The following is a 23,511-nucleotide window of genomic DNA, read 5'->3' as shown; positions in this document are numbered from 1 at the left end:
TGTGAGCAGGGTGAATCGCAGGACCGCACTGGGCATCGGCACCGCCGCCACCGCCGGCGTCGTGCTCGGTACCGCCACTCCGGCGATGGCCGCCCCGAACAGTGGCGGGCGGGGACTCGACACCCCCGACCGGGCCCGTGCCGACCAGGTCGCCGCGATCTACCGGCGGGAGAAGACGAAGGCCGGCGGCAACTGGTACGCGTACCTGAGCGTCGCCAGCGGTACCGGCCCGACACCACTGCCGGCGGTACGGGAGAACCCGGACACAGTCGTCGAGGCGTACAGCGTCAACAAGATCGCGGTGGCGACGGCGGTACTGGACAAGGTCGACCGAGGGCTACTCACCCTGGACCAACGTGTCGAGGTCACCTCGGCGATCGTGGTGCCCGGCGGTGACGGGATCTTCAGCCTGGACGGCGCCTACCCCAGCTCGGTGACCCTGGGGCACGTGCTGGCGGCGCTGCTCACCGTCTCCGACGACACCGCCGTCCGGCTCTGCGGCCTGGTCTGCCCGGCCGCCGAACTCAACCAGATCCTGGTCGGCAAGGGTTTCCCGAAGACCCAGGTCGAGCCGGTCGCCAACCCGAACCGGTTCTTCCTCGGCACCAGCACCGCACGGGAGACACACGACCTGCTCCAGGCGCTGGTCCGGGGCACGCTGCTCTCCGTCACCTCGACCACCTTCCTGCTCAACCAGCTCCGCTCGCCTATCGCGTTCACCGACGGCATCCGCCGGAACATGTCCTCGGCCGACCGGGCCCGGATCGCCACCAAGGCGGGCTGGTTCGGCAACGCCCGGCACGAGGCCGGACTGATCTTCGACCCGGCCGGTACGCCGGTGCTGACGTACGTGCTCTTCGCCGACGGCCAGGCCGACCCGGGCAACTTCGGCTCGACCCATCCGGCGGTGCAGGCCCGGGCCGCGATGGGACCGGCCTTCCTGACCGCGGTCGACGGGCTGAGCAACCTGTCGGTGCCGGCCCGCCGCCCCAGGATGTACCAGCCGACCAACGGCGGCTGACCCCGACCAGGCGGATCGACGCCGGATTCCGGTCGTGCCTGGCGGCCCCGACCCGGTCGGGTCGGGGCGGCCGGCGGCGCTGACCGGGGTCGACGGGTCGGGGCGGCCGGCGGGGCTAGCCGGCGTCGACGGGGCGACGGGCCAGCAGGTATCCCTGGTGGGTCAGCTCCCGCTCGGAGTCCGGTGCCCGGACGGCCTTCAACCGGACCTCGAAGCCGGCCTCGGCCAACAGCCCGGCGACCTCCTCCGGCTGCTGACGGTAGAAGTCGAGCGAGATCGTCAGGTCGTCCACCCGCTCGTAGCGCTTGCGGTCGTCGCCGACCTGGAAGGCGAGCATCAGCTGCCCGCCCGGGGCCAGCACCCGACGGAACTCCGCGAAGACCTCGGGGCGGCGCTCCCAGGGAACATGGATGATCGAGTAGTTGGCCAGCAGGCCGCCCAGGGACGCGTCCGGGATGTCCAGCGCCAGCATCGACCCCACCTCGAACCGCAGCTCGGGACAGGCCCGCCTGGCCAGGGCGATCATCCTCGGCGACAGGTCGACGCCGAACGCCGCCAGACCGAGTTCGTGCAGGGCCTTCGTCAGCCGACCGGGGCCACAGCCGACATCGGCCACCGTCGTGTTGCCGGTCGCCGTGACCCACTCGGCGAAGAGGGCCAGCATTGCCCGGTCCACCGGCATCCGGGAAAGCTCGGTGGCGACGATGTCGAGGTGGTCGACGGAGAGCGCGTCGTAGGACTCACGGGTGGCGTGCAGGAACGGTGCCTCGGTCATGGACGGCAACCCTAACGACCGGTCAGCCGAGCCCGACGCCGCCACCGGTCCGCCGAGCCGGACGTCGGCACGGGCGGCCGAGCGGGCGACGTACCCGGGTCCGAGGCTGTCCGCACCGGGCACCCGCCGGCCGGCGTACCCTCGCTCGTGGGGACGAGGGGGTCCGGAGCAGATGCGCGTAACAGCAGGACGGGGCGACGTCGCGGCCCGGCGCCGTCGTCGGCGGCGCCTGCGCTGGCCGATCGCGCTGGCCGCGCTCGGCGCGGCGGCCTGGGCGTTCCGGGACGTGCCGGCCGCGCTCGGCCGGCTCCCCGACGGCGACCGGGCCGATCGGGTACGCCGCTCGCCGCAGTTCCGGGCCGGCGCGTTCCGCAACCCGGCGAGTACCCGGATCGCGCTCCCCGGCACCGGAGCGGGCATCCTCCGGGAACTGCTCTTCGGCGACCAGCCCCGGCAGCCGTCCGGCAGTGTGCCGGTACTCGTGCCGGAGACCGTCGAGCCGGTCAGCGCCCCGCCCGATGAGCTGAACGTTCTGTGGTACGGCCACGCGTCGGCGCTGATCGAGATCGAGGGACGGCGGGTGCTGCTCGACCCGGTCTGGAGCGACCGCTGCTCGCCGTCGGCCCGGGTCGGCCCGCGCCGGCTGCATCCCATGCCGGTGCCGCTGGACCGGCTCCCCCGGCTGGACGCGGTGCTCATCTCGCACGACCACTACGACCACCTGGACATGCCGACCGTACGCGCCCTGCGGGACGCCCAGTCCGTGCCCTTCCTGGTGCCGCTCGGGGTCGGCGCCCACCTGGAGCGCTGGGGCGTACCGGCGGAGCGGATCGTGGAGTTGGACTGGGGCGAACACGTCTCGGTCGCTGGGCTCGACGTCACCGCCACCCCGGCCCGGCACTTCTCCGGGCGCGGGTTCGCCCGGGACCGTACCCTCTGGAGTTCCTGGGTGGTGGCCGGCCGGACCCGTCGGGTCTTCTGCTCCGGCGACTCGGGCTACTTCGAGGGCTACGCCGAGATCGGCGCCGGGTACGGCCCGTTCGACGTCACGCTCATCCAGATCGGCGCGTACGCCACCGCCTGGCCGAACATCCACATGTTCCCGGAGGAGGCGGTCACCGCACACCTGGACCTGCGCGGCGGGCTCTTCATCCCGGTGCACTGGGGCACCTTCAACCTCGCCCCGCACGGCTGGGCCGAACCGGTGGACCGGCTCTGCCGGGAGGCCGAAGCCCGGGGCGTACGCCTGGCGGTGCCGCGTCCCGGTGAGCGGGTGGCAGTGGACCACCCGCCCCCGGTGGACGGTTGGTGGCGTCCGCTCGGCTGATCCGCCGACCGGACGGAATCCTTCCCGCCCCGCGCAGTCCCGGCCCCGGCCCCGGCCCCGGCCCCGGAGTGAACGGCGGCCGGACCGACCGGCGGCCGGACCGACCGGCGGCCGGAGCAACCGACGACCGGAGCAACCGGCGGCCGGACCGACCGGCGGCCGGGGCGGCGGTCAGCGGGTCAGGGCGAGATCCGTCTCCTCGGCCGGCGACGGGTCGGCCACGCCCCGGCCGACGGCCGCGTAGACGGCCGGTCGGGTGGTGCGCAGCAGCAGCCCCCAGCCGAGCCCGACCAGCGCGGCGACCAGGATGACCCCGGGCAGCACCCAGGCCAGGTAGCTCGGGTTTCCGGGGGCGAGCAGCGCGTCGAAGTTCACCAGCAGCACCATCAGGACGGCGAACAGCAGCACCGTGGCCGACGCCGGGGCGACCAGTCGTTGCCAGGCGCCGACCCCGACCTGTGGGCGGCGGCGGAAGAAGCCCACCACCGAGGCGGAGGTGAGGGTCATCAGCAGCACCACCCCGACCGCCGAGACACCGCTGAGCCAGGTGAACAGGTCGAGCACCGGATCGCGGTCGGCCAGCACGAAGGCGAGTACCACGCCCAGGGCCAGCAGGGTCTGGCTCAGCGAGCCGGCGACCGGCGCCCCGGTGCGGATCCCGGTCTGGCTGAGGAAGGAGGGCAGGACCCGCTCCCGGCCCAGCGCGAAGAGATACCGGGCCACGCCGTTGTGGAACGACAGCAGGGCGGCCAGCACCGAGGTGATGAAGAGCAGGTTGGCCACGTCCGCCACGGTGCTGCCGGCATACTCGGCCAGGGTGCCGAAGACGACTCCCGGACCGGCCTCGACCGAGGCGGCCTGGGCGTTCTCCGGGCCGGTGACCACGGTCAGCGCCCAGGCCGACAGCGCGTAGAAGGCGCCGGTGAAGGCGACCGCGACATAGGTGGCCCGGGCCACGGTGCGCCGGGGATCCCGGACCTCCTCGCTGTAGATCGCCCCGGACTCGAACCCGGTGAAGCAGGCGATCCCGAGCGCGAACACGGCGCCGAGCCCCGCCGCGAAGAGGTTGCCGGGGTCGAGTCCGGCGAGACTGATGCTGCCGCCGGCCGGGTTGCCGAACGAGACCACGTCGAAAATGACGACGGCGAGGCATTCGAGCAGGAGCAGCACCGCGAGGACCGTCGCGTTCAGGTCGACCTGGAGTACGCCGAGGACCGCGACCACCACCAGCCCGACCAGCGCCCAGATCCACCACTGCCGCTCGATGCCGAACTTGGTCGCCATGAAGTCGCCGAGGATGGCGCCGAAGAGGCCGTACAGTCCTATCTGGATCGCGTTGTACGAGGCCAGCGCGATGAAGGAGCCGGCCACCCCGCCCGCCCGGCCCAGCCCGTTGGCGATGTAGGAGTAGAACGCACCGGCGTTGCTCACGAACCTGCTCATCGCGGCGTAGCCGACTGCGAAGACACCGAGGACGGCGGCGAGCAGCACATAGGACAGCGCCGCCCCGACGTTGCCACTGACGGCGTACATCGTCGTGACGCCACCGCCGAGCACGGTCAGCGGCGCCGACGCCGCGACTGTGAAGAAGACGAGATGCACGGTGCCCAGACGTCCCCGGCGCAGACCGGTCTCCGGTGTGGAACTCGATGACATATGTCGGTCTCTCTCGATGTGGGAGTGACGAGAAAGGAATTCTCGAATAACACCGGAGAGATTATGGGTGATCACGCCCCGCTACAAGAGATCGACACATCACAGTATCCAAACACGCAGGGCCAGGGCGGGTTGAACGGACAGTGTGCATGCCGTACCGTCCTGCATCGACGTTGCGGAGTGACCGCCCCGGCACGCCAGGCGGCCGGCCGAGGATGACCATGACCAATTACCCGGACCCACCCACCGAGCGGCTGGCCGACGAGCTGTTCCTCATCGCGCACGACGACTACAGCGGCAAGCCGCACGCCGCGGCGAATCTGGTGGACACCGCCCTCTCCGGCGCGCTCCTCGCCGAACTGCTCTTCGACGCCCGGATCACCCTCGTCCGGTCGGCCGTCTACGTCGCCGACGACCGCGCCTGGCGGGAGCCGGTGACCGACCGCGTGCTGGCCGAGATGGTACGTCGTGGCGACGGCCATCCCGCGCGCTCGTGGCTGGAGTTCCTCGCTCCCCGGGTCAGGGACCACGTCGGCGACCGCCTGGTCAGCGCGGGCGCGGTACGCCGGATGACCACCCGGGGACTGAACCTGCGCACCACGGTGCGCTTTCCCGGGCTGGACCCGAACCGGGTGGCCCGACCCCGGGTGCGGCTCAACGCCGTCCTGGAGCGCTCCGACCAGCCACTGGACGCGCGTACCGCGACGCTGGCCGGGCTGGTCCGGGCCGGTGGACTGGTCCGGGCACTGATCCCGGCCAACCGGACCATCGTCGCCGAGCGGATCGCCGCCGCCCGTCGGCTGCTTCCGACGGAACTCGGCGACCTGCTCGACGCGGTCGACGCCGCCGTCGCCGCCACCGCACTCACGCTACGCCGCTGACCGCCCTCGCCCCGCGCTGCTGATGCTGGTCACGCCGCGTGCTGCTGATGCTGGTCACGCCGGCGCTGCTGAGCGCGCTCAGGCTGTGCTGCTGAGCGCGCTCAGACCGCGTCGCTGACCGGCCCGGCTGTGGTTGGGTCGACCGGGTTCGCCGGGCCGAGCCTCAGCCGCCGGAGCAGGTGGCGGTCGACTCGTCGCCGGCCGCGCGGCAGTGCGTCGCGGTGCTCGCCGGCACGTCCAGGGTGGGGTTGCGGTCGAAGAAGCCGTCCGGCCGCAGCGTGAAGCCGCACCGGTCCACCGGCATCACCGGCCACTCCTCCGGGCGGGGGAAGTGCGTGGTGCCGAAGGTGTGCCAGAGCACGATGTCCTCGCCGTCAATCGGCCGGTCGGCCGCGGCGTACTCCGGCAGCCCCGCCTGGCCCGGATGCTGGTTGACCAGGTCACCGGCGGGGTACCGCTGCTCCGGGTCGTAGCGGGTGACCCAGAGCGCGCGGGTGGCGAAGGCGGCCCGGCGAGCAACCGAGGAGTCGGCGGCGGCGAGCAGCACCGACTGGCCCTCGGGACGGAGCTGGTACCCGACCGGCCGGCCGAGTCGACCCAACCGCTCCGGGTTGGAGATCCGCCAACTCCGGCCGACCGAGGCGTCGGCGTCGCGGGCACCGTCGGACTCCGTCGACAGCCGGGTCGCCACCCGGGTGAAGGCGTTGCCGTACGGGTTCTCCGGGCCGACCGGCAGCGCCCGTACGTCGAGTTCGTCGACGCAGTTGCGGACCCCGTCGACCGTCACGTCGAGCCGGGCGCTGAACAGGTGCTGGTGGTACGGCGCGCCGAGTCCCGGCGCCACCTCTGTGGCGTACCGGCTGCCCTCGGTGTAGGCCGAGGTGAAGAGCACCCCGGTCGCCTTAACCTCCAGTTGGATGGTGCCGTCGAGGTAGAGGTACCAGTAGAAGCCGTAGTCGTAGTTGCCGACGGTGGCGAAGTAGGAGATGACCAGCCGGCGCTGCCGACGGGTCTCCGCGGATTCGGTGAAGAGGTCGGTGTGCTTCCACAGCACCCCGTGGTCCTCCTCGTGCAGGCAGATCGCGTTGGCCACCTCACGCGGCTCGCCCGCACCGTCGGCGAGCACCGCGTCGAAGTAGTAGATCTCGCCGAGACAGTCGCAGCCCAGCACCAGGGAGTTCACCTGCTGGCCGAGGAGGTATTCCCCGGCGTCGAAGTAGTTCTGCCAGAACCGTACCGGGCTCGGGTCGGCGTACGGGACCACCATCTCGGCGACCGAGGCGCGGTAGAGCACCGGACGCTCCCGGCCGGCGTCGGTGAAGCCGAGCTGGTGCAGTACCAGCCCCTCCCGGGGGTCGAAACCGACCCGGAAGCTCCAGTTCTCCCAGCGCACCACGTCACCGTCGACCGAGAAGCTCGGCCCCTCCGGCTGGGTGATCTCGATCGGCTTCAGGCTGGTCCGGGCCGGCCCGACGTACGCCGGGTCGTCGAAGTTGCCCTCCTCGGCCGGTACCGGCAGCAGCTCGTGGTCGATCAGCTCGGCGACCCGGCGCTCGGTCAGGTCGACGTACGCCACCACGCCGTCGATCGGGTGCGCCCAGCAGTGGTCCTCCGGCCGGTGGGCGAGGAAGGAGAGCACCCGCAGCAGTCGCCGGCCCCGCTCCCCCGGCAGGTCGAAGTCGCCGGCCGAGAGCGGGCAGGGCCGGACCAGTTCGAGGTCGGTGATGCCCCGGCGTTCCATCGCGGCCCGCCAGCCCGGGTCGGCCTTGACGATCTCGTCGACGGCGACGAACTCCTCCAGCATGATCGGCGGCTGGCCGTCCCGGGCCGCGTCGTGCTCGCGTACCGCCTCTACGGTGCCGGTGGTCACCGAGGCCAGTACGGTCCGGGCGACGCCGGTGGCGACGTCGAGCAGTACCGCCCGGACCCGGCGGTCCACCGGATCACCCGGCCGGTACGCCAGCACCACGTCCTTGGCCGGCTCCTCGAGGGCCAGCAGGGCGAAGCGTACGGTCAGACCGAGCAGCCCTGCCCGGTCCAGCACGGTCCGGGCGACCCGGATCTCGTCGGCGGTGAGCCGGGCCAGCGGATGCCCGTCGGTGACGCCCGCACCGGAGCCGGCGGGCCGGTCGTCGGCCAGAAGAGTCATGTCGGTCCTCGTCGATTCGTGGAACACTCCGAGCCGACCTAACCCGAATCACTCTCGGTTGTCCATAGCCGACGGCGCGTGAACCTGTGGCTCCTTCCCATCGCCCCGGCCGGTGCGGAGGCCGGTGTCCGGCGGGTGCGGCACAATGCTTCCCGGCGCCCAGAAGCCCTGTGCCGGTCCCGGCGGCGGGTGCGGGCGGAACCGAGTGGAGAAGGCGGAACACGACGTGACAACCTCTGCGCAGCCGCGCTCTGTGCACCAGCGGATCGCCGAGGAACTCGGCGTACACGAGCGGCAGGTACGGGCCGCGGTGGACTTGCTCGACGGCGGCTCGACCGTGCCGTTCATCGCGCGTTACCGCAAGGAGGCCACCGAGTCGCTCGACGACACCCAGCTGCGCACCCTGGAGGAGCGGCTGCGCTACCTGCGGGAGCTGGAGGAGCGCCGGGCGGCGGTGCTGGAGTCGATCCGCGGCCAGGGCAAGCTGGACGAGGCGCTGGAAGCGCAGATCATGGCGGCCGACTCGAAGGCCCGGCTGGAGGACATCTACCTGCCCTACAAGCCAAAGCGGCGGACGAAGGCGCAGATCGCCCGGGAGGCCGGGCTGGAGCCGCTGGCCGACACGCTGCTGGCCGACCCGAGCCAGGATCCGCGCACGGTGGCGACCGGCTTCGTCAACCCGGACGCCGGGGTGGCCGACCCGACCGGCGCGCTGGACGGCGCCCGGGCCATCCTGGTCGAGCGGTTCGCCGAGGACGCCGACCTGATCGGTTCGCTGCGCGAGCAGATGTGGTCGCGGGGCCGGCTGGTCTCCCGGGTACGCGACGGCCAGCAGGAGGCCGGCGCCAAGTTCGCCGACTACTTCGACTTCGCCGAGCCGTACACCAGGCTCCCCTCGCACCGGATCCTGGCGATGTTCCGGGGCGAGAAGGAGGGCGTGCTCGACCTGACCATGGACCCGGAGGAGGCGCCCGCGCCGGACGACGCCCCGGTCGGGCCCACCCGCTACGAGCAGGAGATCGCCGCCCGGTTCGGCGTCGCCGACCGGGGCCGTCCGGCGGATCGCTGGCTCGCCGACACGGTGCGCTGGGCGTGGCGGACCCGGATCCTGATCCACCTCGGTGCCGACCTGCGGATGCGGCTCTGGCAGGCGGCCGAGGACGAGGCGGTACGCGTCTTCGCCACCAACCTGCGCGATCTGCTGCTCGCCGCGCCGGCCGGTACCCGCCCGACGATGGGACTCGACCCGGGGCTGCGTACCGGGGTGAAGGTGGCGGTGGTCGACGCGACCGGCAAGGTGGTGGCGACCGACACGATCTATCCACACGAGCCCCGCCGGCAGTGGGACGCCTCGATCGAGACGCTGGCCAAGCTGGCCCGGGCGCACCGGGTCGAGCTGGTGGCGATCGGCAACGGCACCGCCTCCCGGGAGACGGACAAGCTGGCCGGTGACCTGATCAAGCGGTACGCCGACCTGAACCTGACCAAGGTGGTGGTCTCCGAGGCCGGCGCCTCGGTCTACTCCGCCTCCGAGTACGCCTCCCAGGAGCTGCCCGGCCTGGACGTCTCGTTGCGCGGCGCGGTCTCGATCGCCCGCCGGCTCCAGGACCCGCTCGCCGAGCTGGTCAAGATCGACCCGCGCTCGATCGGCGTCGGCCAGTACCAGCACGACCTCTCCGAGGTGAAACTCTCCCGCTCGCTGGACGCGGTGGTGGAAGACTGCGTCAACGGCGTCGGCGTCGACGTCAACACCGCCTCCGCGCCGCTGCTGACCCGGGTCTCCGGGATCGGCGCCGGGCTGGCCGAGAACATCGTGCTGCACCGGGACGCCAACGGCCCGTTCCGGACCCGGCAGGCGCTCAAGCAGGTGCCGAGGCTCGGCCCGAAGGCGTTCGAGCAGTGCGCCGGCTTCCTGCGCATCCCCGGCGGTGACGACCCGCTGGACGCCTCCAGCGTGCACCCGGAGGCGTACCCGGTGGTCCGGCGGATCCTCTCCAGCACCGGCAGCGACCTCTCCGGGTTGATCGGCAGGACCGCCGTGCTGCGCAAGCTCAGGCCGAGCGAGTACGTCGACGACACGTTCGGGCTGCCGACCGTCACCGACATCCTGAAGGAGCTGGAGAAGCCGGGTCGGGACCCCCGGCCGGCGTTCCGGACCGCGACCTTCGCCGAAGGGGTGGAGAAGATCGGCGACCTGTCGCCGGGGATGCTGCTGGAGGGGGTGGTCACCAACGTGGCCGCCTTCGGCGCGTTCGTGGACGTCGGGGTGCACCAGGACGGTCTGGTGCACGTCTCGGCGATGTCCCGCAACTTCGTCAAGGACCCGCGCGACGTGGTGAAGCCCGGCGACGTGGTCCGGGTGAAGGTGCTCGACGTGGACGTACCCCGGAAGCGGATCTCGCTGACCCTGCGCCTGGAGGACGAGGCCGAGCCCCGCCCCGCGCGGGACCGGGGTGGTGAGCCCGCCGGCCGGCAGCGCCAGGGCGGCCCCGGTGGTGGTGGTGGCCGCTCCGGTGCCGGTGGCCGCTCCGGCGGCGGCCGGTCCGGTGGTGGCAACCGGTCCGGCGGCGGCTCCGGCGGGTTCGGCGGCGGTGCGCTGGCCGACGCGCTACGCCGGGCCGGCCTGGACAAGGGCCTCGACGGGCACCGCCCCGGCCGGTAGCCGGCACGGCCCGCCGCGACCCGCCGGTCGCGGCGGGCTCACCTGCGGTCCGGCACCGAACGGGGTGAGTCGGCCGCGTCGGGTTCCCGGGGAGCGGGCGCGGGACGGCCCCAGCGGATCCAGGCCGGCCGGGCGGCGGCGACCCGCTCCCACCACAGGCGCTGCACGAGCAGCGTGAAGACACCGGCCACGACGATCGCGCAGAGGTTGATAAGCAACTGGATGAGCGAGCCGAGCGCCTCGTCGAAGACGCCGTAGCCGAGCGCGACCGCGACGTTCGCCGCCGCCGGAACGGTGGTGACCGAGATCAGCACTCCGACCAGCGAGCCGGACCGGTTCGAGGTGACCGAGAGCATCCCGGCCACCCCGGCCAGGAAGCCGACCACCCAGGAGAGCGCGTCCGGCCGCCAGATGAAGTCCGTCATCGGCCGCTCGGCGAGCAGCATCGACCTGTCGATCAGACCGGCGGCGGTAAGCGCCCAGGTGCTGAGCACGGTCACCGCCATCGCGGTGAGGAAGCCGACGCCGAGCGCCAGCAGCGAACGTCGGATGACCCGCCCCCGCCAGCGCAGCAGCGCCACGCAGAGCGCCGCCAGCGGCCCGAACTCCGGGCCGACCACCATCGCGCCGATGATCAGGATGGGCTGGTCGAGCAGTACCGCGATGCCGGCGATGACCGTGGCCAGGGTGATCAGCAGCAGGTACGTCACCGACAGCCGGGTCTCCTCCCCGGTCTTCTGGGCGATCTCGTCCCAGACCACGGCGTCGGTACCCAGCCCGGGTGCCGCCCGCTCGGCCCGGTCGGCCGCGGCCGAGAGGGTGATGTCCACCCCGTCGCCGACCACCCCGCCGGCCCGGTCCACGCCGAGCGCCCGCAACGCGTCGAGTACCTCGTCGGCACCCTCCCGTACGACGTCGCAGAGCAGCACGTCACCCGGGGGTGTACGGGCGGCGCCGGGCAGCACGATGAGGTGCGCCACGGCGGGATCGGCGGCGAGCAGTTCCTGTACGGCCGCGGACCGGTCGGTCGGCACGATGATCCTCAGCTGCAGCACGCCAGTCATCCTCCACCCGACCACGGCCGGCGCCTGGTTCGGTCGGCGACGACTCTAGTGCCCCGCCCGCTCCGACGACGCCCGGTCAGGGTTCGCCGCGCCCTCGGTCGAGGTCGCCCGGTCAGGTCGTCGTGTCGGGTCCGACCTCGCCGATCGGGCTGCCAGTTGTTCCTGCGGACGTGGACCGGAGCCCGGCGGCCGCATCGGCGCGGCGCAGGGCCAGGGTCTCCCGGATCCGGCGCCGGAGCGCCGCGCGCCGGGCCCGGTCGACCGGCCCGCCGGGTACGACAGCGATCCCGTTCGACATGTCCGCACGGTAGGAGCGCGGATGTGCGAAAGCTGTCAAGAACGTGTGGGCACCGGATTCGAGCCACCCCCTGACCGTTTCCGGATCGCGAATTCATCACTTCTTCACCTCGACGGCGCTCTAATCGATGCCGCCCGGAGCAGGCAGAATGGGGACACATGAGCGCGCGGATACTGGTCGCCGAGGACGACCCGAAGCAGGCCAACCTGGTCCGGGTCTATCTCGAGAGGGAGGGCCACAGCGTGCTCGTCGTCGGTGACGGGCGGGCCGCCCTGGAGCAGGTCCGGGCCCGCCGCCCCGACCTGGTGGTGCTGGACGTGATGATGCCGGTGGTGGACGGGCTGGACGTCTGCCGGATCCTGCGGGCCGAGTCCAACCTGCCGATCCTGCTGCTGACCGCCCGGACCACCGAGGACGACGTGCTGCTCGGGCTGGACATCGGCGCCGACGACTACCTGACCAAGCCGTACAGCCCACGGGAGCTGGCCGCCCGGGTCCGGGCCCTGCTGCGCCGCGCCGGGGTGCTCAGCGCGGGCAACCAGGCGGTGCTCCGGGTCGGTGACCTGGAGGTCGACCCGGGCCGGTTCGAGGTGCGGATCGGCGGGCGGCTGGTCACGCTCACCGCCAAGGAGTTCGGCATCCTGGAGGTGCTGGCCGGCGAGCCGGGCCGGGCGTTCACCCGGGCGCAGATCATCGACCGGGCCTTCGGCTTCGACCACTACGTGCTGGAGCGGACGGTTGACGCACACGTGATGAACCTGCGTCGCAAGATCGAGATCGATCCGGCCGAGCCGCGCTACGTGCAGACCGTCTTCGGCCGGGGCTACCGACTGGCCGAACAGTCCGGTGCGCAGCGGAGCCCGGAGGAGACCGCCGCCGGTCCGGACCCGTCGGCGTGAGCTTCCGGTTACGGGTACTCGGCCTGGTGATGCTGGTCGCGGTGAGCGCGACCGCCGCGACCCTCTGGCTGGTACTCCGGCAGGCGTCCCGGCAGATCGACGAGTCCGGTGCCGCCGCCGCCTCGGTGGACCGGGTCACCGCCGAGCTGCGCGACTACGGCCGGCTGCACGGCACCTGGGAGGGGGTCCGGGATCTCGTCGTACAGCTCGGTGCGCAGACCGGCCAGCGCATCCACCTGGTCACCGAGTCCGGCTGGGTACTCGTGGACACCGACCACGAAGCCAACCCGGAGCGGGCGGTACGCGAACTCGGCACCGTGAACGGATACGTCAATCCCCGCCCCACCCTCAACCTCTCCGGGGTGGCCGCCGATCCGGCGGGCGTCGCCGCCGAGCAGCTGCACCACTACCGCGTCGGCGTCCGGTTCGCCGCCTGCCTGACCCGCAACGGGATCGAGCCGATCCAGAAGCCGGGCCGGTTCGGAATACCCGAATACGACCTGACCGCGGCCGTCTCGACCCGTCCGGAGGTGGGCCGGCACTGTCTCGACCAGGCGACCCGTGCCGAACGGGCGATCCAGGTCGACCTGGTCGCGCTCTCCACCGCCTGCGCCACGACCGACCCGAGCGAGCCGAGGGACTACTGCCTGGTCGAGGCGTTCAACGTCGGGATCGCGGAGGTGGCGCCCGAACCGGCCCAGGTCATCCTCGGAGTCGGCGACGAGGACGACCGGACGCTCGTGGTCGGTCCGCTGCTGGCCGCCGCGGCCGGGGTGGCGGCGGTGGCGATCATCGCCACCGCCCTGCTCAGCCACCGGGTGCTGCGCCCGATCGCGATCCTGACCGCCGCCTCCCAGCGGCTCGGCCGGGGCGACCTGACCAGCCGGGTGCCGGTGCGCGGGAACGACGAGATCGCCGTGCTGGCCCGGTCGTTCAACCGGATGGCGGACTCGTTGCAGCGCGGCGAGGAACGCCAGCGCCGGCTGGTCGCCGACGTGGCGCACGAGTTGCGTACCCCGCTGGCCAACCTGCGCGGCTATCTGGAGGCGCTCTCCGACGGCGTGATCGACCCCGATCCGGAACTCTTCGCCTCGCTGCACGAGGAGGCGGTGTTGCAGCAGCGGATCGTCGACGACCTCCAGGATCTCGCGCTGGCCGAGGCCGGCAGCCTGGCGTACCACCGGACCACTGTGGACCTGGCCGAACTGCTGGAGACGTGCCGTACCGCGCACCGGGCCGGTGCGGACGCGGCCGGGGTGACCCTGCTGGTGGACGCCGAACCGGTTGCCGTGCACGCCGACCCGGACCGGCTGCGACAGGTGGTCGGCAATCTGATCACCAACGCGTTGCGGGCCACCCCCGAGGGTGGCGAGGTGCGGCTCACGCTGCGTCGGGCCGGTGACTCGGCCGTGATCCAGGTCGTCGACAGCGGTTCGGGAATCGCCCCGGAGGCGCTGCCGTACGTCTTCGACCGGTTCTGGCGGGCCGACTCGGCGCGCGGCCGGCAGACCGGCGGCAGCGGGCTTGGCCTCTCCATCGTCCGGCAGATCCTCACCGACCACGGCGGCGGAGTCCGGGTGACCAGCGAACTGGGCGCCGGCACCACGTTCACGATCACCCTGCCGGTCCGGCCGTCCTGACCCGGCACCACTACCGCCGGATGCCCGCCCAGTCGTGGTGCCGGCGGACGGTGGAGAGGATGAAGTCGACGACCCGGCGGGAGGTGTCGGTGACCCGGTAGTCCGCCGGGCAGGGCACCCCGGCCGCGGCGACCTGATCGACGGTGACCCGCACCGCCTCCAGCACGCCGGCCGGGTCGAGGCCGGTCATCACGATGCCGCCCGCGTCCAGCGCCTCGGGCCGTTCGATCGACTCGCGCAGGGTCACCGCCGGAAAGCCGAGGATCGCCGCCTCCTCGCTGATCGTGCCGCTATCCGACAGGGTGCAGCGGGCCTGCGACTGAAGGCGTACGTAGTCGAAGAACCCGAACGGCTCGTGAAAGGCGATCCCGTCCAGTGTGGATGCGTCGGCGGCGAGCGCCTCCAGCCGCTTACGGGTACGCGGGTGCGTGGAGACCAGCACCGGCAGCCGCCAGGCGTCCCGTACGGCGCGCAGGCAGTCGAGCAGCCGGCCCAGCCGGGCCGGGTCGTCGACGTTCTCCTCGCGGTGCGCGCTGACCACGAAGTAGCCACCCGGCTCCAGTTCGAGCTGGCGCAGGATCGTCGAGGCGGCCACCTCCGGCCGGTAGTGTTCCAGCACCTCGCGCATTGGCGAGCCGGTGTGCAGGATGCGGCGCGGGTGCAGCGCCTCGGCCAGCAGGTTGCGCCGGGCGTGCTCGGTGTAGACCAGGTTGAAGTCGGCGACGTGGTCGACCAGCCGCCGGTTGGTCTCCTCCGGCACGTTCAGGTCGAAGCACCGGTTGCCGGCCTCCATGTGATAGACCGGCACCCGCATCCGCCGGGCCATCAGCGCGGCGATGCAGCTGTTGGTGTCGCCGAGCACCAGCAGCGCGTCCGGGCGCAGTTCGGTGATCGCCTGCTCGACGCCGATCAGCACCCCGCCGAGCACCCGGCCCAGGGAGCTGGTGTCGACCCGGAGGAAGCGGTCCGGCTCGCGCAGCCGCAGTTCGGTGAAGAAGACCTCGGAGAGGTTCCGGTCCCAGTTCTGTCCGGTGTGCACCAGCAGGTGCTCGACGGTACGGTCCAGCCGGTCGAGCACCCGGGAGAGCCGGATGATCTCCGGTCGGGTCCCCACCACCGTCATCACCCGGGTCATCGCGCTCCCATCCACGTCCGGCGGCCGAGCCACCCGGAGCCTCTCGTCGGCGGTACGGCGCTCTTGGTGAGCAGGTCCTCGATCTGGTCGGCGCCGACCCGCAGCGACATCCGCTCCCGGTAGACCTCGCGGGCCCGACGACCGAACACGGTCCGGGCCGCCGGTGGCAGTGCCGCCGCCTCGACCAGCCGCTGGGCCAGCGCCGTCGGGTCCTCGGGCGGGCAGACCAGACCCACCCCGGTCGACTCCACCAGCCGGGCCGCGTCCCCGGCGGCGGAGACGACCACCGGGGCACCGCAGGCGAGCGCGGCCTGGAGCTTGGACGGCACGGTGCCACGCAGCCCGGGCAGGTCCCGCAGGCAGACGAGCTGGTAGTCGGCCGCCGCGTAGAGGTCGGCCATCTCCCCGGGAGGGCGACGGCCGAGGAAGCGTACGTTGTCGGCACCGAGTTCGGTGGCGAGCCGGCGGGCGGCCTGCTCCTGCGTACCCGAGCCGACCAGGACCAGGTCGACCCGTTCCCGGGCCGCGTGGGCCGCTCGGATCGCGGTCTCGACCCGCTGGAACGGCCCCATGTTGCCGGCGAACATCACGGTGCAGCGGCCCCGGTGCCCGAGCGCGGCCCGGGCCGAGGCGCTCGCCGGCACCGGCCGGAACAGCCGCTCGTCCGTCCAGTTCAGCACCACCCGGACGCGGCCCGGGTCGGCGCCCCTGGCCACCACCAGTTCGGCCATCGACGGCGAGATGACCGCGATCGCCGTCGCCGACCGGTAGAGCCGGCGCATCGTCGCCGACAGCGCCCGCTCGACCATCCGGCCGGCGACGCCGCCGGGACTCATCGCCGACGCGGTGACCGACTCCGGCCACATGTCCTGGACGTGCAGCACCACCGGGACCCGCCGGGCCAGCCTGGCCACCGCCGCGGCGGTGAAGGCGGTCGCCGGCGGGTGGTAGACGTACAGCGCGTCGGCGCCGGTCAGGTAGCCCGGGGCGGCCAGCGCGCTGGTCAGCGCGAAACTGGCGAAGTTGGCGGTCCGGCCGAGCGGTGACGAGTCGTGGCTCGGATAGACCGGCACCCGGCGTACGGTGACGTTGTCGCCCCCGGGGTGCGAGGTCCGCCACCGCTGCCGGTAGCCGGGGTAGATCCGCCCCTCCGGATAGTTCGGGTGGCCGGTGAGCACCCGCACCCGGTGCCCCCGGGCGCCGAGTTCCCGGGCGAGTTCGCCGGGGACGAAGACCGGCTCCGGCGGATACCACTGGGTGACGAAGCCGATCCTCACCCGACCACCGCCGGTGCGGCCACGGCGGGTTCCGCCACCGGCTCCGGATAGGTGTCGGGGCGGGCGGGGTCGAAGAGTTCGTTGGCCCAGAAGAGGGTGAGCAGTTCACCGTCGCCGATGTTGGTGATCTGGTGCGCCCACATCGTCGGCATGTCGACCACCGCCGGCTCGTCCCCGTCGACCCGCAACCGCAGCACCTCGCGGTGCCCGACCCGGCGCAGCGCGATCTCGGCGGTGCCGCGCAGCACCGCGAAGCGCTCCACCTTGGCCAGGTGGAAGTGTTCGCCCCGGGTGACCCCCGGGCGACTGGTCGAGGCGAAGGTCTGACCGGCACCGCCGTGCGCCTTGACCACCTCGACCAGGGCGCCCCGCCGGTCGGTGTGCCGGACCAGCCGCCGGGGCTGGTCGGCCGGGAAGCAGTGCGACCGGTAGGTGTTGAACAGGCGTACGTCGTGCCTGTCGACAAGCGGCGGGATCTCCCCGGTGCGGTAGGTCCGGGCGAACCCGGCCAGCCGGTCGGCCAGGGCGCGTACCCCGATCCGCAGCGCCGGCATGCCCGCGTCCCACGGCACGGTCGGTGCGGCGGTACCGGCCGGTTGCCTGGGGTCGCCGGGCGGCAGGCCGAGCAGCCGGGCGGCGGCGTCGAGCGCGTGCACAAGGGTCAGTTCGCGATCGTCGCGTACCCCGGGCGGGTCGCCGTCGGCCAACTGGCGGCAGAAGGTGGCGACCACCGAGTTGTAGTGCGGGCGGCCGTGCTCACCGTAGAGGTTCGGCAGCGGTACGTCGTCGAAGCGGCATCGGCCGGCGACCGCACCGGCCAGGGTGGCGGCGGCGGCCTGCTTGGAGTCGCCGTACGGGGTGCCGTTGCCGGTCTGCGTCGAGTTGGCGAAGACGACAGTGGCGGGCGGCGTCGGGCAGAGCCCCAGTCCCCGGGCCAGCGCGGCGGCGACCTCGACGTTGCCGGCCGCCACGTCCGCCGGGTCGCCCCGGTTGACCCCGGCCAGGTGCAGCAGCCGGTCCGCCCCGCCGACGATGGCGGCGACCCTGACCGGATCGGCCAGGTCGCCCCGGGTCAGCGCGACCGGGTCGGGCCAGCCGAGGGCGCGGGCGAGTACCCGTACGTGCCAGCCGAGGAAGCCGCCGGCACCGGTGAGTACGAGCCTCACGGCGCCAGCGCCAGGTCTCGGGCGGCCAGCTCGGCCCTGATCTCCGGCAGGCCCCGCAACAGTTCCACGATCTCGGGTACGCCGAGCCGTGGCGCGTTCGCCGAGTTGAAGTCGTCGCCGCTGGCGCCGGCCGGGTCGCCCTCGGAGACGTAGAGCGCGTAGTTGAGGTCGCGGGCGTCCAGCGGGATCCGGAAGAACTCGCCGAAGTCCTCGGCCTCGGCGACCTCCTCCCGGCTGGCCAGCGTCTCGTCCAGCTTCTCGCCGTGCCGGACCCCGATCAGGTCGAGCTTGGCCGGCACGTCGAAGAGTTGGCAGAGCGCGGTCGCCAGGTCGCCGATGGTGCAGGCGCTGGCCTTGCGGACGAAGATGTCCCCGGCCCGGGCGTGCAGGAAGGCGTGCTCGACCAGTTCCACCGACTCGGCGAGCGACATCAGGAAGCGGGTCATCCCCGGGTTGGTCACCGTCGGCGCCCGGCCGGCTTTGATCTGCTCGACGAAGAGCGGGATGACCGAGCCCCGGGAGTACATCACGTTGCCGTAGCGCACGCAGGAGACGGTGGTCCGGCTGCCCGGGTTGTGCCGGGCGTGCGCCTGGACGACCTTCTCCATCAGGGCCTTGCTCATCCCCATCGCGTTGACCGGATAGACCGCCTTGTCGGTGCTGAGTACCACCACCGAGGCCACGCCGTTGCGCTCGGCCGCCTCGACGACGTTGGCGCTGCCCAGCACGTTGGTGCGGACCGCCTCCAGTGGGAAGAACTCGCAAGACGGCACCTGTTTGAGGGCGGCGGCGTGGAAGACGAAGTCGACGCCCCGGGTGGCCCGCAGCATGCTGTCGTAGTCCCGGACGTCACCGACGTGGTAGCGGACCCGGTCGTCGCCGAGCCGGTGCCGCATCAGGTCCTGTTTGGCCTCGTCCCGGCTGAGTACCCGCACCTCGCCGACGTCCTGGTCGAGCAGTCGGCGCACCATCGTCTGGCCGAAGGAACCCGTGCCGCCGGTGATGAGGACCCGGCGGCCAGCAGGCAGAGATGTCACAGGTACTCCGTTCGCGCATGCCGATCGGACGGCCCGGCACCTCGTCGAGATCTGCGGCTCGACCGTGCCCTTCCGCTGGTCCGGACCGTTGGTGTCTGGTGTGCCACCTGCGTCAACGAGGAGGCGACCGGCAAGTCACGCGTATCGAACAATGGTTCTCTGATTCATTTATTCCTGAATTTTTATTCATATATCAGTTGATGCCCACTTCTGTCCTATCAGTCTGATAGAACACTTCCGGTCAGCTTGCTGTTCCGGCTCTGGAGGGCCCCACCTGTGGATCTTTCTGAACGCGTGCCGTCGCCGGGACCGGCCAGCCGGCCTGACGCGTCCGGGTCACCCCAGCCCGTGCTGCTCTCACCGCCGGACGTCGGACCGCTGGAGGAGTCGTACCTGATCCGGGCGCTGCGCTCCGGCTGGGTGGCACCGCTCGGGCCGGAGGTCGACGCCTTCGAGCGCGAGGTCGCGGCCCGGGCCGGCACGGCGCACGCGGTGGCGCTGAGTTCGGGTACGGCGGCACTGCACCTCGGCCTGCTCGGCCTGGGTGCCGGCCCCGGCCGGACGGTGGTGGTGCCCACCCTGACCTTCGTGGCGACCGCGAACGCGGTGGTCTACACCGGTGCCGAGCCGGTCTTCGTCGACTGCGACCCGGCCACCGGAAACGTCGACGTCGCGCTGCTCGCGGCGCTCCTCGACGAACTCCGCGCCGCCGGCCGGGACGTGGCGGCGGTGGTCCCGGTGGACATGTTCGGCGCCTGCGTCGACTACACCCGGCTCTCGCCGGTCTGCGCCGCCGCCGGGGTGCCGGTGCTGGAGGACGCGGCCGAGGCGCTCGGCGCCACCCACGCGGGCCGGTCGGCCGGCTCGTTCGGCCGGGCCGGCGTCTTCTCGTTCAACGGCAACAAGATCATCACCACCTCCGGCGGCGGCATGCTGGTCACCGACGACGGTGCCCTCGCCGACCGCTGCCGCTACCTGGCCACCCAGGCCCGGCAGCCGGTGCCGCACTACGAGCACACCGAGGTCGGCTACAACTACCGGCTCAGCAACCTGCTGGCCGCCGTCGGCCGGGCCCAGCTGCGCCGGCTGGGCCGGATGCTCGCCCGCCGCCGCGAGCTGCGGGAACGCTACGCCAAACTCTTCGCCGCCGCGCCCGGGGTGCGGTTGCTCGCCGAGGGCGACCCCGGCATCAACTGCTGGCTGAGCACGATCGTCGTCGACCCGGCCACCGCCGGCTGGCACGCCGCCGACCTCGCCGCGCACCTGCACGCGGCGCGGATCGAGACCCGCCCGGTGTGGAAACCGATGCACCTGCAACAGGCGTTCGCCGGGGTGCCGGGCGCGATCACCGGCGCGGCCGAACGGCTCTTCGCCGACGGCCTGACCCTGCCCAGCGGCTCCGGGCTGACCGAGGCACAGGTCGGTCGGGTGCTGGACGCCGTCGCGAACTTCCTGGAGGCCCGCGCGTGACCCCCGACCAACGACGGTACGACCGGCACAAGCGCCTGCTCGACCTGCTGGTCGCGGCCGTGCTGCTGGTGCTGCTCTCCCCCGTCCTGCTCGGCTGCGCCGCCGCGGTGGCCGTGGCGCTGGGCCGCCCGGTGCTGTTCCGGCAGACCCGGCCGGGCCGGGACGGCCGCCTCTTCGAGCTGCGCAAGTTCCGCACCATGCGGCCGCCCGCCCCGGGCCGGACCAGCGACGCCGACCGGCTGACCCGGTTCGGGAGCTGGCTGCGGGCCACCAGCCTCGACGAGTTGCCGACGCTCTGGAACGTGCTGCGCGGCGAGATGAGCCTGGTCGGGCCGCGCCCGCTGCTGGTGAGCTATCTCGACCGGTACACCCCGGAGCAGGCCCGCCGGCACGAGGTGCGCCCCGGCATCACCGGGCTGGCCCAGGTACGCGGCCGCAACGAGCTGAGCTGGGAGGAGAAGTTCCGCTACGACGTCGAGTACGTCGAACGGCGGTGCCTCGGGCTCGACCTGCGGATCCTGCTGGAGACGGTGCTGCGGGTGCTGCGCCGGCAGGGGATCAGCGCACCGGGCAACCCGACGATGCCGGAGTTCGCCGGCAGTCGACTCGTCGGGGCGGAGTCGGGACCGGGCCGGAGCGTGGAGTCGTGACCGCCGATCTCGTGACGGTTGGCTCCGATCTGCTGGCGGGCTGCTCCGGCCTGGTGATAGTCGGCTGCGGCGGGCACGGCCGGGAGGTCTTCGACATCGTCCGGGCGATCACCGCCACCGGCCGTACGCCGGGCTGGCGGGTGCTCGGATTCGTCGACGACCGCCCCACCGAGCCGGGCCTCAAACTCATCCACCGGCTCGACGTGCCGTACCTCGGGCCGGTCGAGGAGCTGCGGCAGGCACCGCCGGGCACCTCGGTGGCGCTCGGCATCGGGGACCCCCGGATCCGGCGCGCCGTCGCCGCCCGGGTGGAGGCGTACGGGCTGCCGGCCCCGGCACTCGTGCATCCGGACGCGACGGTCGGCCCGGACACCGTGGCCGGGGACGGGCTGGTCGTCTTCGCCGGAGCACGGGTCACCACGAACGTCCGGCTCGGTCGGCACGTGCACCTCAACCAGAACTGCACGGTCGGCCACGACAGCGTGCTCGACGACTTCGTCTCGGTGAATCCGCTGGCCGCGATCTCCGGCGACTGTGCACTGGAGACCGGGGTGCTGGTCGGGACGACCGCGGCCGTACTCCAGGGGTTGCGGGTGGGCCGGGACGCCACGGTGGGAGCCGGTGCCTGCGTGGTCCGGGACGTGCCGGCCGGCACGGTGGTCAAGGGGGTGCCGGCGCGGTGACCGCGACGACGGGCAGTGCCGTACCGGCCGGACGGGACGACGCCGACAACCTCGCCGGGCCGGCGGACCTCGGCGAGGTGGTGCTGGACGCGGCCGGCGGGGACCGGGGCGGGGCCGCCCGCTGGCGGGGCGAACTGGACGCCTACCTGGCCGGGCTGCCACAACGGCCCCGGGTGATCGGCCGTGGCGAGCGGATCGGCCCCGGCTGGCTGCTGCGCCGGGAGCGGCTGGCCCGGGGCGCCCGGCTGGTGGTCGCGCCGAACAACGTCTCCTTCGGGTACGCCGGCCGCGAGCGCCGGGTGCTGCTGCGCAACGCCCTGCACTTCCTCCACCCCGACGAGGAGCACCTGCTCGGCCGGCTGCCCCGCTCGTTCCGGGCGCAGATTCCGGTGATCCGGCTGCTGGCCCGCCGGGCCGACCTCGTGGTCGTACCGTGCGCCGCGATGGCCGACCGGGTGGTCCGGCACGTCCCGGCGGTACGCGACCGGATCGCGGTACGCCCGCACCCGGTGACCCCGGTCGACACCTGGGCCCCGGACGACCGGACCTGGCTGCTGGTCCCGGTCGTCGCCGCCGGCTACAAGAACCTGGTCCCGCAACTGCGGATGCTGCTCGACACGGTCGGCCGGGGCCGGTCGGCCGGTCCGGGCGGGCCGGCGGCGGAGCACGGCATCGAGATACGGGTGACCGCCCGCCCCGGTGACCTGCCGGCGGACCTGACCGCACATCCGGCGCTGCGGGCGATCGGCGTGGTCCCGCACGACCAGCTCCTCTCGTTCTGGCGCCGGGCCACCGCCGTCTACTACCCGTGCACCCTGGAGTCGTTCGGCTACCCGCTCGCCGAGGCCCGGGCCAGCGGCATCCCGATCATCGCGCCAGACACCGGGCAGGCCCGGGAGATCGCCGGCCCGGCGCTGCTTGGGTACCAGCCGGACGATCCGGAGAGCCTCGCGGCGGCGGTGACCCGGATCCGGGAGCCCGTCACCCCCGATCCGGCTCCGTTCGACCGGGCCGACTACTTCGACTGGCTGCTCGGGCCGGAGCCGGGACGCACCACCGGTCGGGGCGGCCGATGAGCGGCGACGCCCTGGTCGTGCTCGGCACCGCCGGGCACGCCCGCGAGATCCTCGCCATCGCCGAGGCGGCCGGCGGATACAAGCTGCTGGGCTGTCTCGGCCCGCGCCGCGCGGCCGAGCTGGCCCGGTTGCCGGTCGACTGGCTCGGCCCGGACGACTGGCTGACCGACGCCGACGAGCGGATCCGGTACCTGCTCGGCGTCGGCTCCGGCACCATCCGGGCCCGGCTCGCCGGGCAGCTCGACGGGCGGGAACCGGCCCGGCTGGTGCACCCGGCGGCCTCGGTCGGCCCCGCCGTGGAACTCGGCCCGGGCACCGTGCTCTGGCCCGGGGCCGTACTCACCGCCGACATCGTGACCGGCCGGCACGTGCACGTGGGCACGAACGTCAGCGTCGGGCACGACGCCGTACTCGCCGATTTCGCCACCCTGCTGCCCGGCTGCACCGTCGCCGGCTCCACCCGGATCGGCCCGGGCGCGACGGTCGGAGCCGGCGCGACGGTGATCGACGGGATCACCGTCGGCGCCGGAGCGATGGTCGGCGCCGGAGCGGCTGTGGTCCGGGACGTGCCGGACGGCGCCGTCGTGGTCGGGGTACCGGCCCGGCCGATGGAACGGCGCGACAACTGAGTTTCGCCAGGTCACC

20 protein-coding genes are annotated in these 23,511 nt (G+C 72.9%); 11 read left to right on the top strand and 9 right to left on the bottom strand.

Annotated elements, in window-relative coordinates; translation table 11 throughout:
• Positions 1-10 precede the first annotated feature (10 nt).
• The gene (locus tag CLT71_RS00720) at positions 11-1,021 is read left to right on the top strand and encodes a serine hydrolase (protein WP_486482961.1); all 1,011 of its coding nucleotides are present in this window, start codon (positions 11-13) and stop codon (positions 1,019-1,021) included.
• Positions 1,022-1,136: 115 nt separating this feature from the next.
• On the opposite strand, the gene CLT71_RS00715 is transcribed toward CLT71_RS00720, so the two are convergent.
• Positions 1,137-1,796: a class I SAM-dependent methyltransferase gene (locus tag CLT71_RS00715; RefSeq protein ID WP_101365377.1), complete on the bottom strand. Its 660-nt coding sequence runs from the start codon at positions 1,794-1,796 to the stop codon at positions 1,137-1,139.
• 247 nt (positions 1,797-2,043) lie between these two features.
• Here CLT71_RS00715 and CLT71_RS00710 point away from each other — a divergent pair, with 247 nt between their 5' ends.
• The gene (locus CLT71_RS00710; protein WP_486483636.1) at positions 2,044-3,123 is read left to right on the top strand and encodes an MBL fold metallo-hydrolase; all 1,080 of its coding nucleotides are present in this window, start codon (positions 2,044-2,046) and stop codon (positions 3,121-3,123) included.
• Between the two features lie 171 nt (positions 3,124-3,294).
• Here the strand turns inward: CLT71_RS00710 and CLT71_RS00705 are convergent, their stop codons facing one another.
• Entirely contained in the window at positions 3,295-4,779 is a 1,485-nt protein-coding gene (locus tag CLT71_RS00705) for an APC family permease (protein WP_101365376.1), read from the bottom strand.
• Between the two features lie 221 nt (positions 4,780-5,000).
• On the opposite strand from CLT71_RS00705, the gene CLT71_RS00700 reads away from it, so the two are divergent.
• Positions 5,001-5,660, top strand: coding sequence for a GOLPH3/VPS74 family protein (locus CLT71_RS00700; RefSeq protein ID WP_158242137.1), 660 nt, complete (start codon positions 5,001-5,003; stop codon positions 5,658-5,660).
• A gap of 163 nt (positions 5,661-5,823) precedes the next feature.
• Here the strand turns inward: CLT71_RS00700 and CLT71_RS00695 are convergent, their stop codons facing one another.
• Complete coding sequence (locus CLT71_RS00695) at positions 5,824-7,809, bottom strand: primary-amine oxidase (protein ID WP_101365374.1); 1,986 nt, start codon at positions 7,807-7,809, stop codon at positions 5,824-5,826.
• 145 nt (positions 7,810-7,954) lie between these two features.
• On the opposite strand from CLT71_RS00695, the gene CLT71_RS00690 reads away from it, so the two are divergent.
• Positions 7,955-10,471: a Tex family protein gene (locus CLT71_RS00690; protein ID WP_101365373.1), complete on the top strand. Its 2,517-nt coding sequence runs from the start codon at positions 7,955-7,957 to the stop codon at positions 10,469-10,471.
• 38 nt (positions 10,472-10,509) lie between these two features.
• On the opposite strand, the gene CLT71_RS00685 is transcribed toward CLT71_RS00690, so the two are convergent.
• Positions 10,510-11,526 (bottom strand): DUF389 domain-containing protein, encoded by a 1,017-nt coding sequence (locus CLT71_RS00685; RefSeq protein ID WP_101365372.1) that lies wholly within the window; start codon positions 11,524-11,526, stop codon positions 10,510-10,512.
• Positions 11,527-11,647: 121 nt separating this feature from the next.
• Positions 11,648-11,833, bottom strand: a complete 186-nt coding sequence (locus tag CLT71_RS00680; RefSeq protein WP_101365371.1) for a hypothetical protein — start codon at positions 11,831-11,833, stop codon at positions 11,648-11,650.
• Positions 11,834-11,991: 158 nt separating this feature from the next.
• Here CLT71_RS00680 and CLT71_RS00675 point away from each other — a divergent pair, with 158 nt between their 5' ends.
• Together CLT71_RS00675 and CLT71_RS00670 are read left to right on the top strand one after the other, a co-directional pair.
• On the top strand, positions 11,992-12,732 hold the full coding sequence (locus CLT71_RS00675; protein WP_101365370.1) for a response regulator transcription factor: 741 nt from the start codon (positions 11,992-11,994) through the stop codon (positions 12,730-12,732).
• The gene (locus CLT71_RS00670) at positions 12,729-14,372 is read left to right on the top strand and encodes an ATP-binding protein (protein ID WP_101365369.1); all 1,644 of its coding nucleotides are present in this window, start codon (positions 12,729-12,731) and stop codon (positions 14,370-14,372) included. Before CLT71_RS00675 ends, CLT71_RS00670 begins: the two co-directional genes overlap by 4 nt.
• A gap of 10 nt (positions 14,373-14,382) precedes the next feature.
• On the opposite strand, the gene wecB is transcribed toward CLT71_RS00670, so the two are convergent.
• Genes wecB through CLT71_RS00650 form a run of 4 tightly spaced genes read right to left on the bottom strand, consistent with a single transcriptional unit; the run spans position 14,383 to position 18,987 of the window.
• On the bottom strand, positions 14,383-15,507 hold the full coding sequence (gene wecB / locus CLT71_RS00665; protein ID WP_101365368.1) for a non-hydrolyzing UDP-N-acetylglucosamine 2-epimerase: 1,125 nt from the start codon (positions 15,505-15,507) through the stop codon (positions 14,383-14,385).
• Positions 15,504-16,784, bottom strand: coding sequence for a glycosyltransferase family 4 protein (locus CLT71_RS00660; protein WP_101365367.1), 1,281 nt, complete (start codon positions 16,782-16,784; stop codon positions 15,504-15,506). Before CLT71_RS00660 ends, wecB begins: the two co-directional genes overlap by 4 nt.
• Positions 16,781-17,950: a polysaccharide biosynthesis C-terminal domain-containing protein gene (locus tag CLT71_RS00655; RefSeq protein ID WP_101365366.1), complete on the bottom strand. Its 1,170-nt coding sequence runs from the start codon at positions 17,948-17,950 to the stop codon at positions 16,781-16,783. The genes CLT71_RS00660 and CLT71_RS00655 overlap by 4 nt, the downstream gene beginning before the upstream one ends.
• Positions 17,947-18,987, bottom strand: a complete 1,041-nt coding sequence (locus CLT71_RS00650; protein ID WP_101365365.1) for a polysaccharide biosynthesis protein — start codon at positions 18,985-18,987, stop codon at positions 17,947-17,949. Before CLT71_RS00650 ends, CLT71_RS00655 begins: the two co-directional genes overlap by 4 nt.
• A 348-nt stretch (positions 18,988-19,335) precedes the next feature.
• On the opposite strand from CLT71_RS00650, the gene CLT71_RS00645 reads away from it, so the two are divergent.
• The 5 genes from CLT71_RS00645 to CLT71_RS00625 are packed head-to-tail and all read left to right on the top strand — an operon-like array spanning position 19,336 to position 23,495.
• Positions 19,336-20,457, top strand: a complete 1,122-nt coding sequence (locus CLT71_RS00645; protein WP_101365364.1) for an aminotransferase class I/II-fold pyridoxal phosphate-dependent enzyme — start codon at positions 19,336-19,338, stop codon at positions 20,455-20,457.
• Positions 20,454-21,107, top strand: a complete 654-nt coding sequence (locus CLT71_RS00640) for a sugar transferase (protein ID WP_101365363.1) — start codon at positions 20,454-20,456, stop codon at positions 21,105-21,107. The genes CLT71_RS00645 and CLT71_RS00640 overlap by 4 nt, the downstream gene beginning before the upstream one ends.
• Positions 21,104-21,790, top strand: coding sequence for an acetyltransferase (locus tag CLT71_RS00635; RefSeq protein WP_486482960.1), 687 nt, complete (start codon positions 21,104-21,106; stop codon positions 21,788-21,790). The genes CLT71_RS00640 and CLT71_RS00635 overlap by 4 nt, the downstream gene beginning before the upstream one ends.
• Positions 21,787-22,866: a glycosyltransferase gene (locus tag CLT71_RS00630; RefSeq protein WP_101365362.1), complete on the top strand. Its 1,080-nt coding sequence runs from the start codon at positions 21,787-21,789 to the stop codon at positions 22,864-22,866. Before CLT71_RS00635 ends, CLT71_RS00630 begins: the two co-directional genes overlap by 4 nt.
• Entirely contained in the window at positions 22,863-23,495 is a 633-nt protein-coding gene (locus tag CLT71_RS00625; protein ID WP_101365361.1) for a NeuD/PglB/VioB family sugar acetyltransferase, read from the top strand. Before CLT71_RS00630 ends, CLT71_RS00625 begins: the two co-directional genes overlap by 4 nt.
• Positions 23,496-23,511 lie beyond the last annotated feature (16 nt).

It is taken from the genome of Plantactinospora sp. CNZ320, assembly GCF_002846275.1.
The sequence above is the reverse complement of the archived record's forward strand: the minus strand, read 5'-3'. Positions and strand labels throughout refer to the sequence as shown.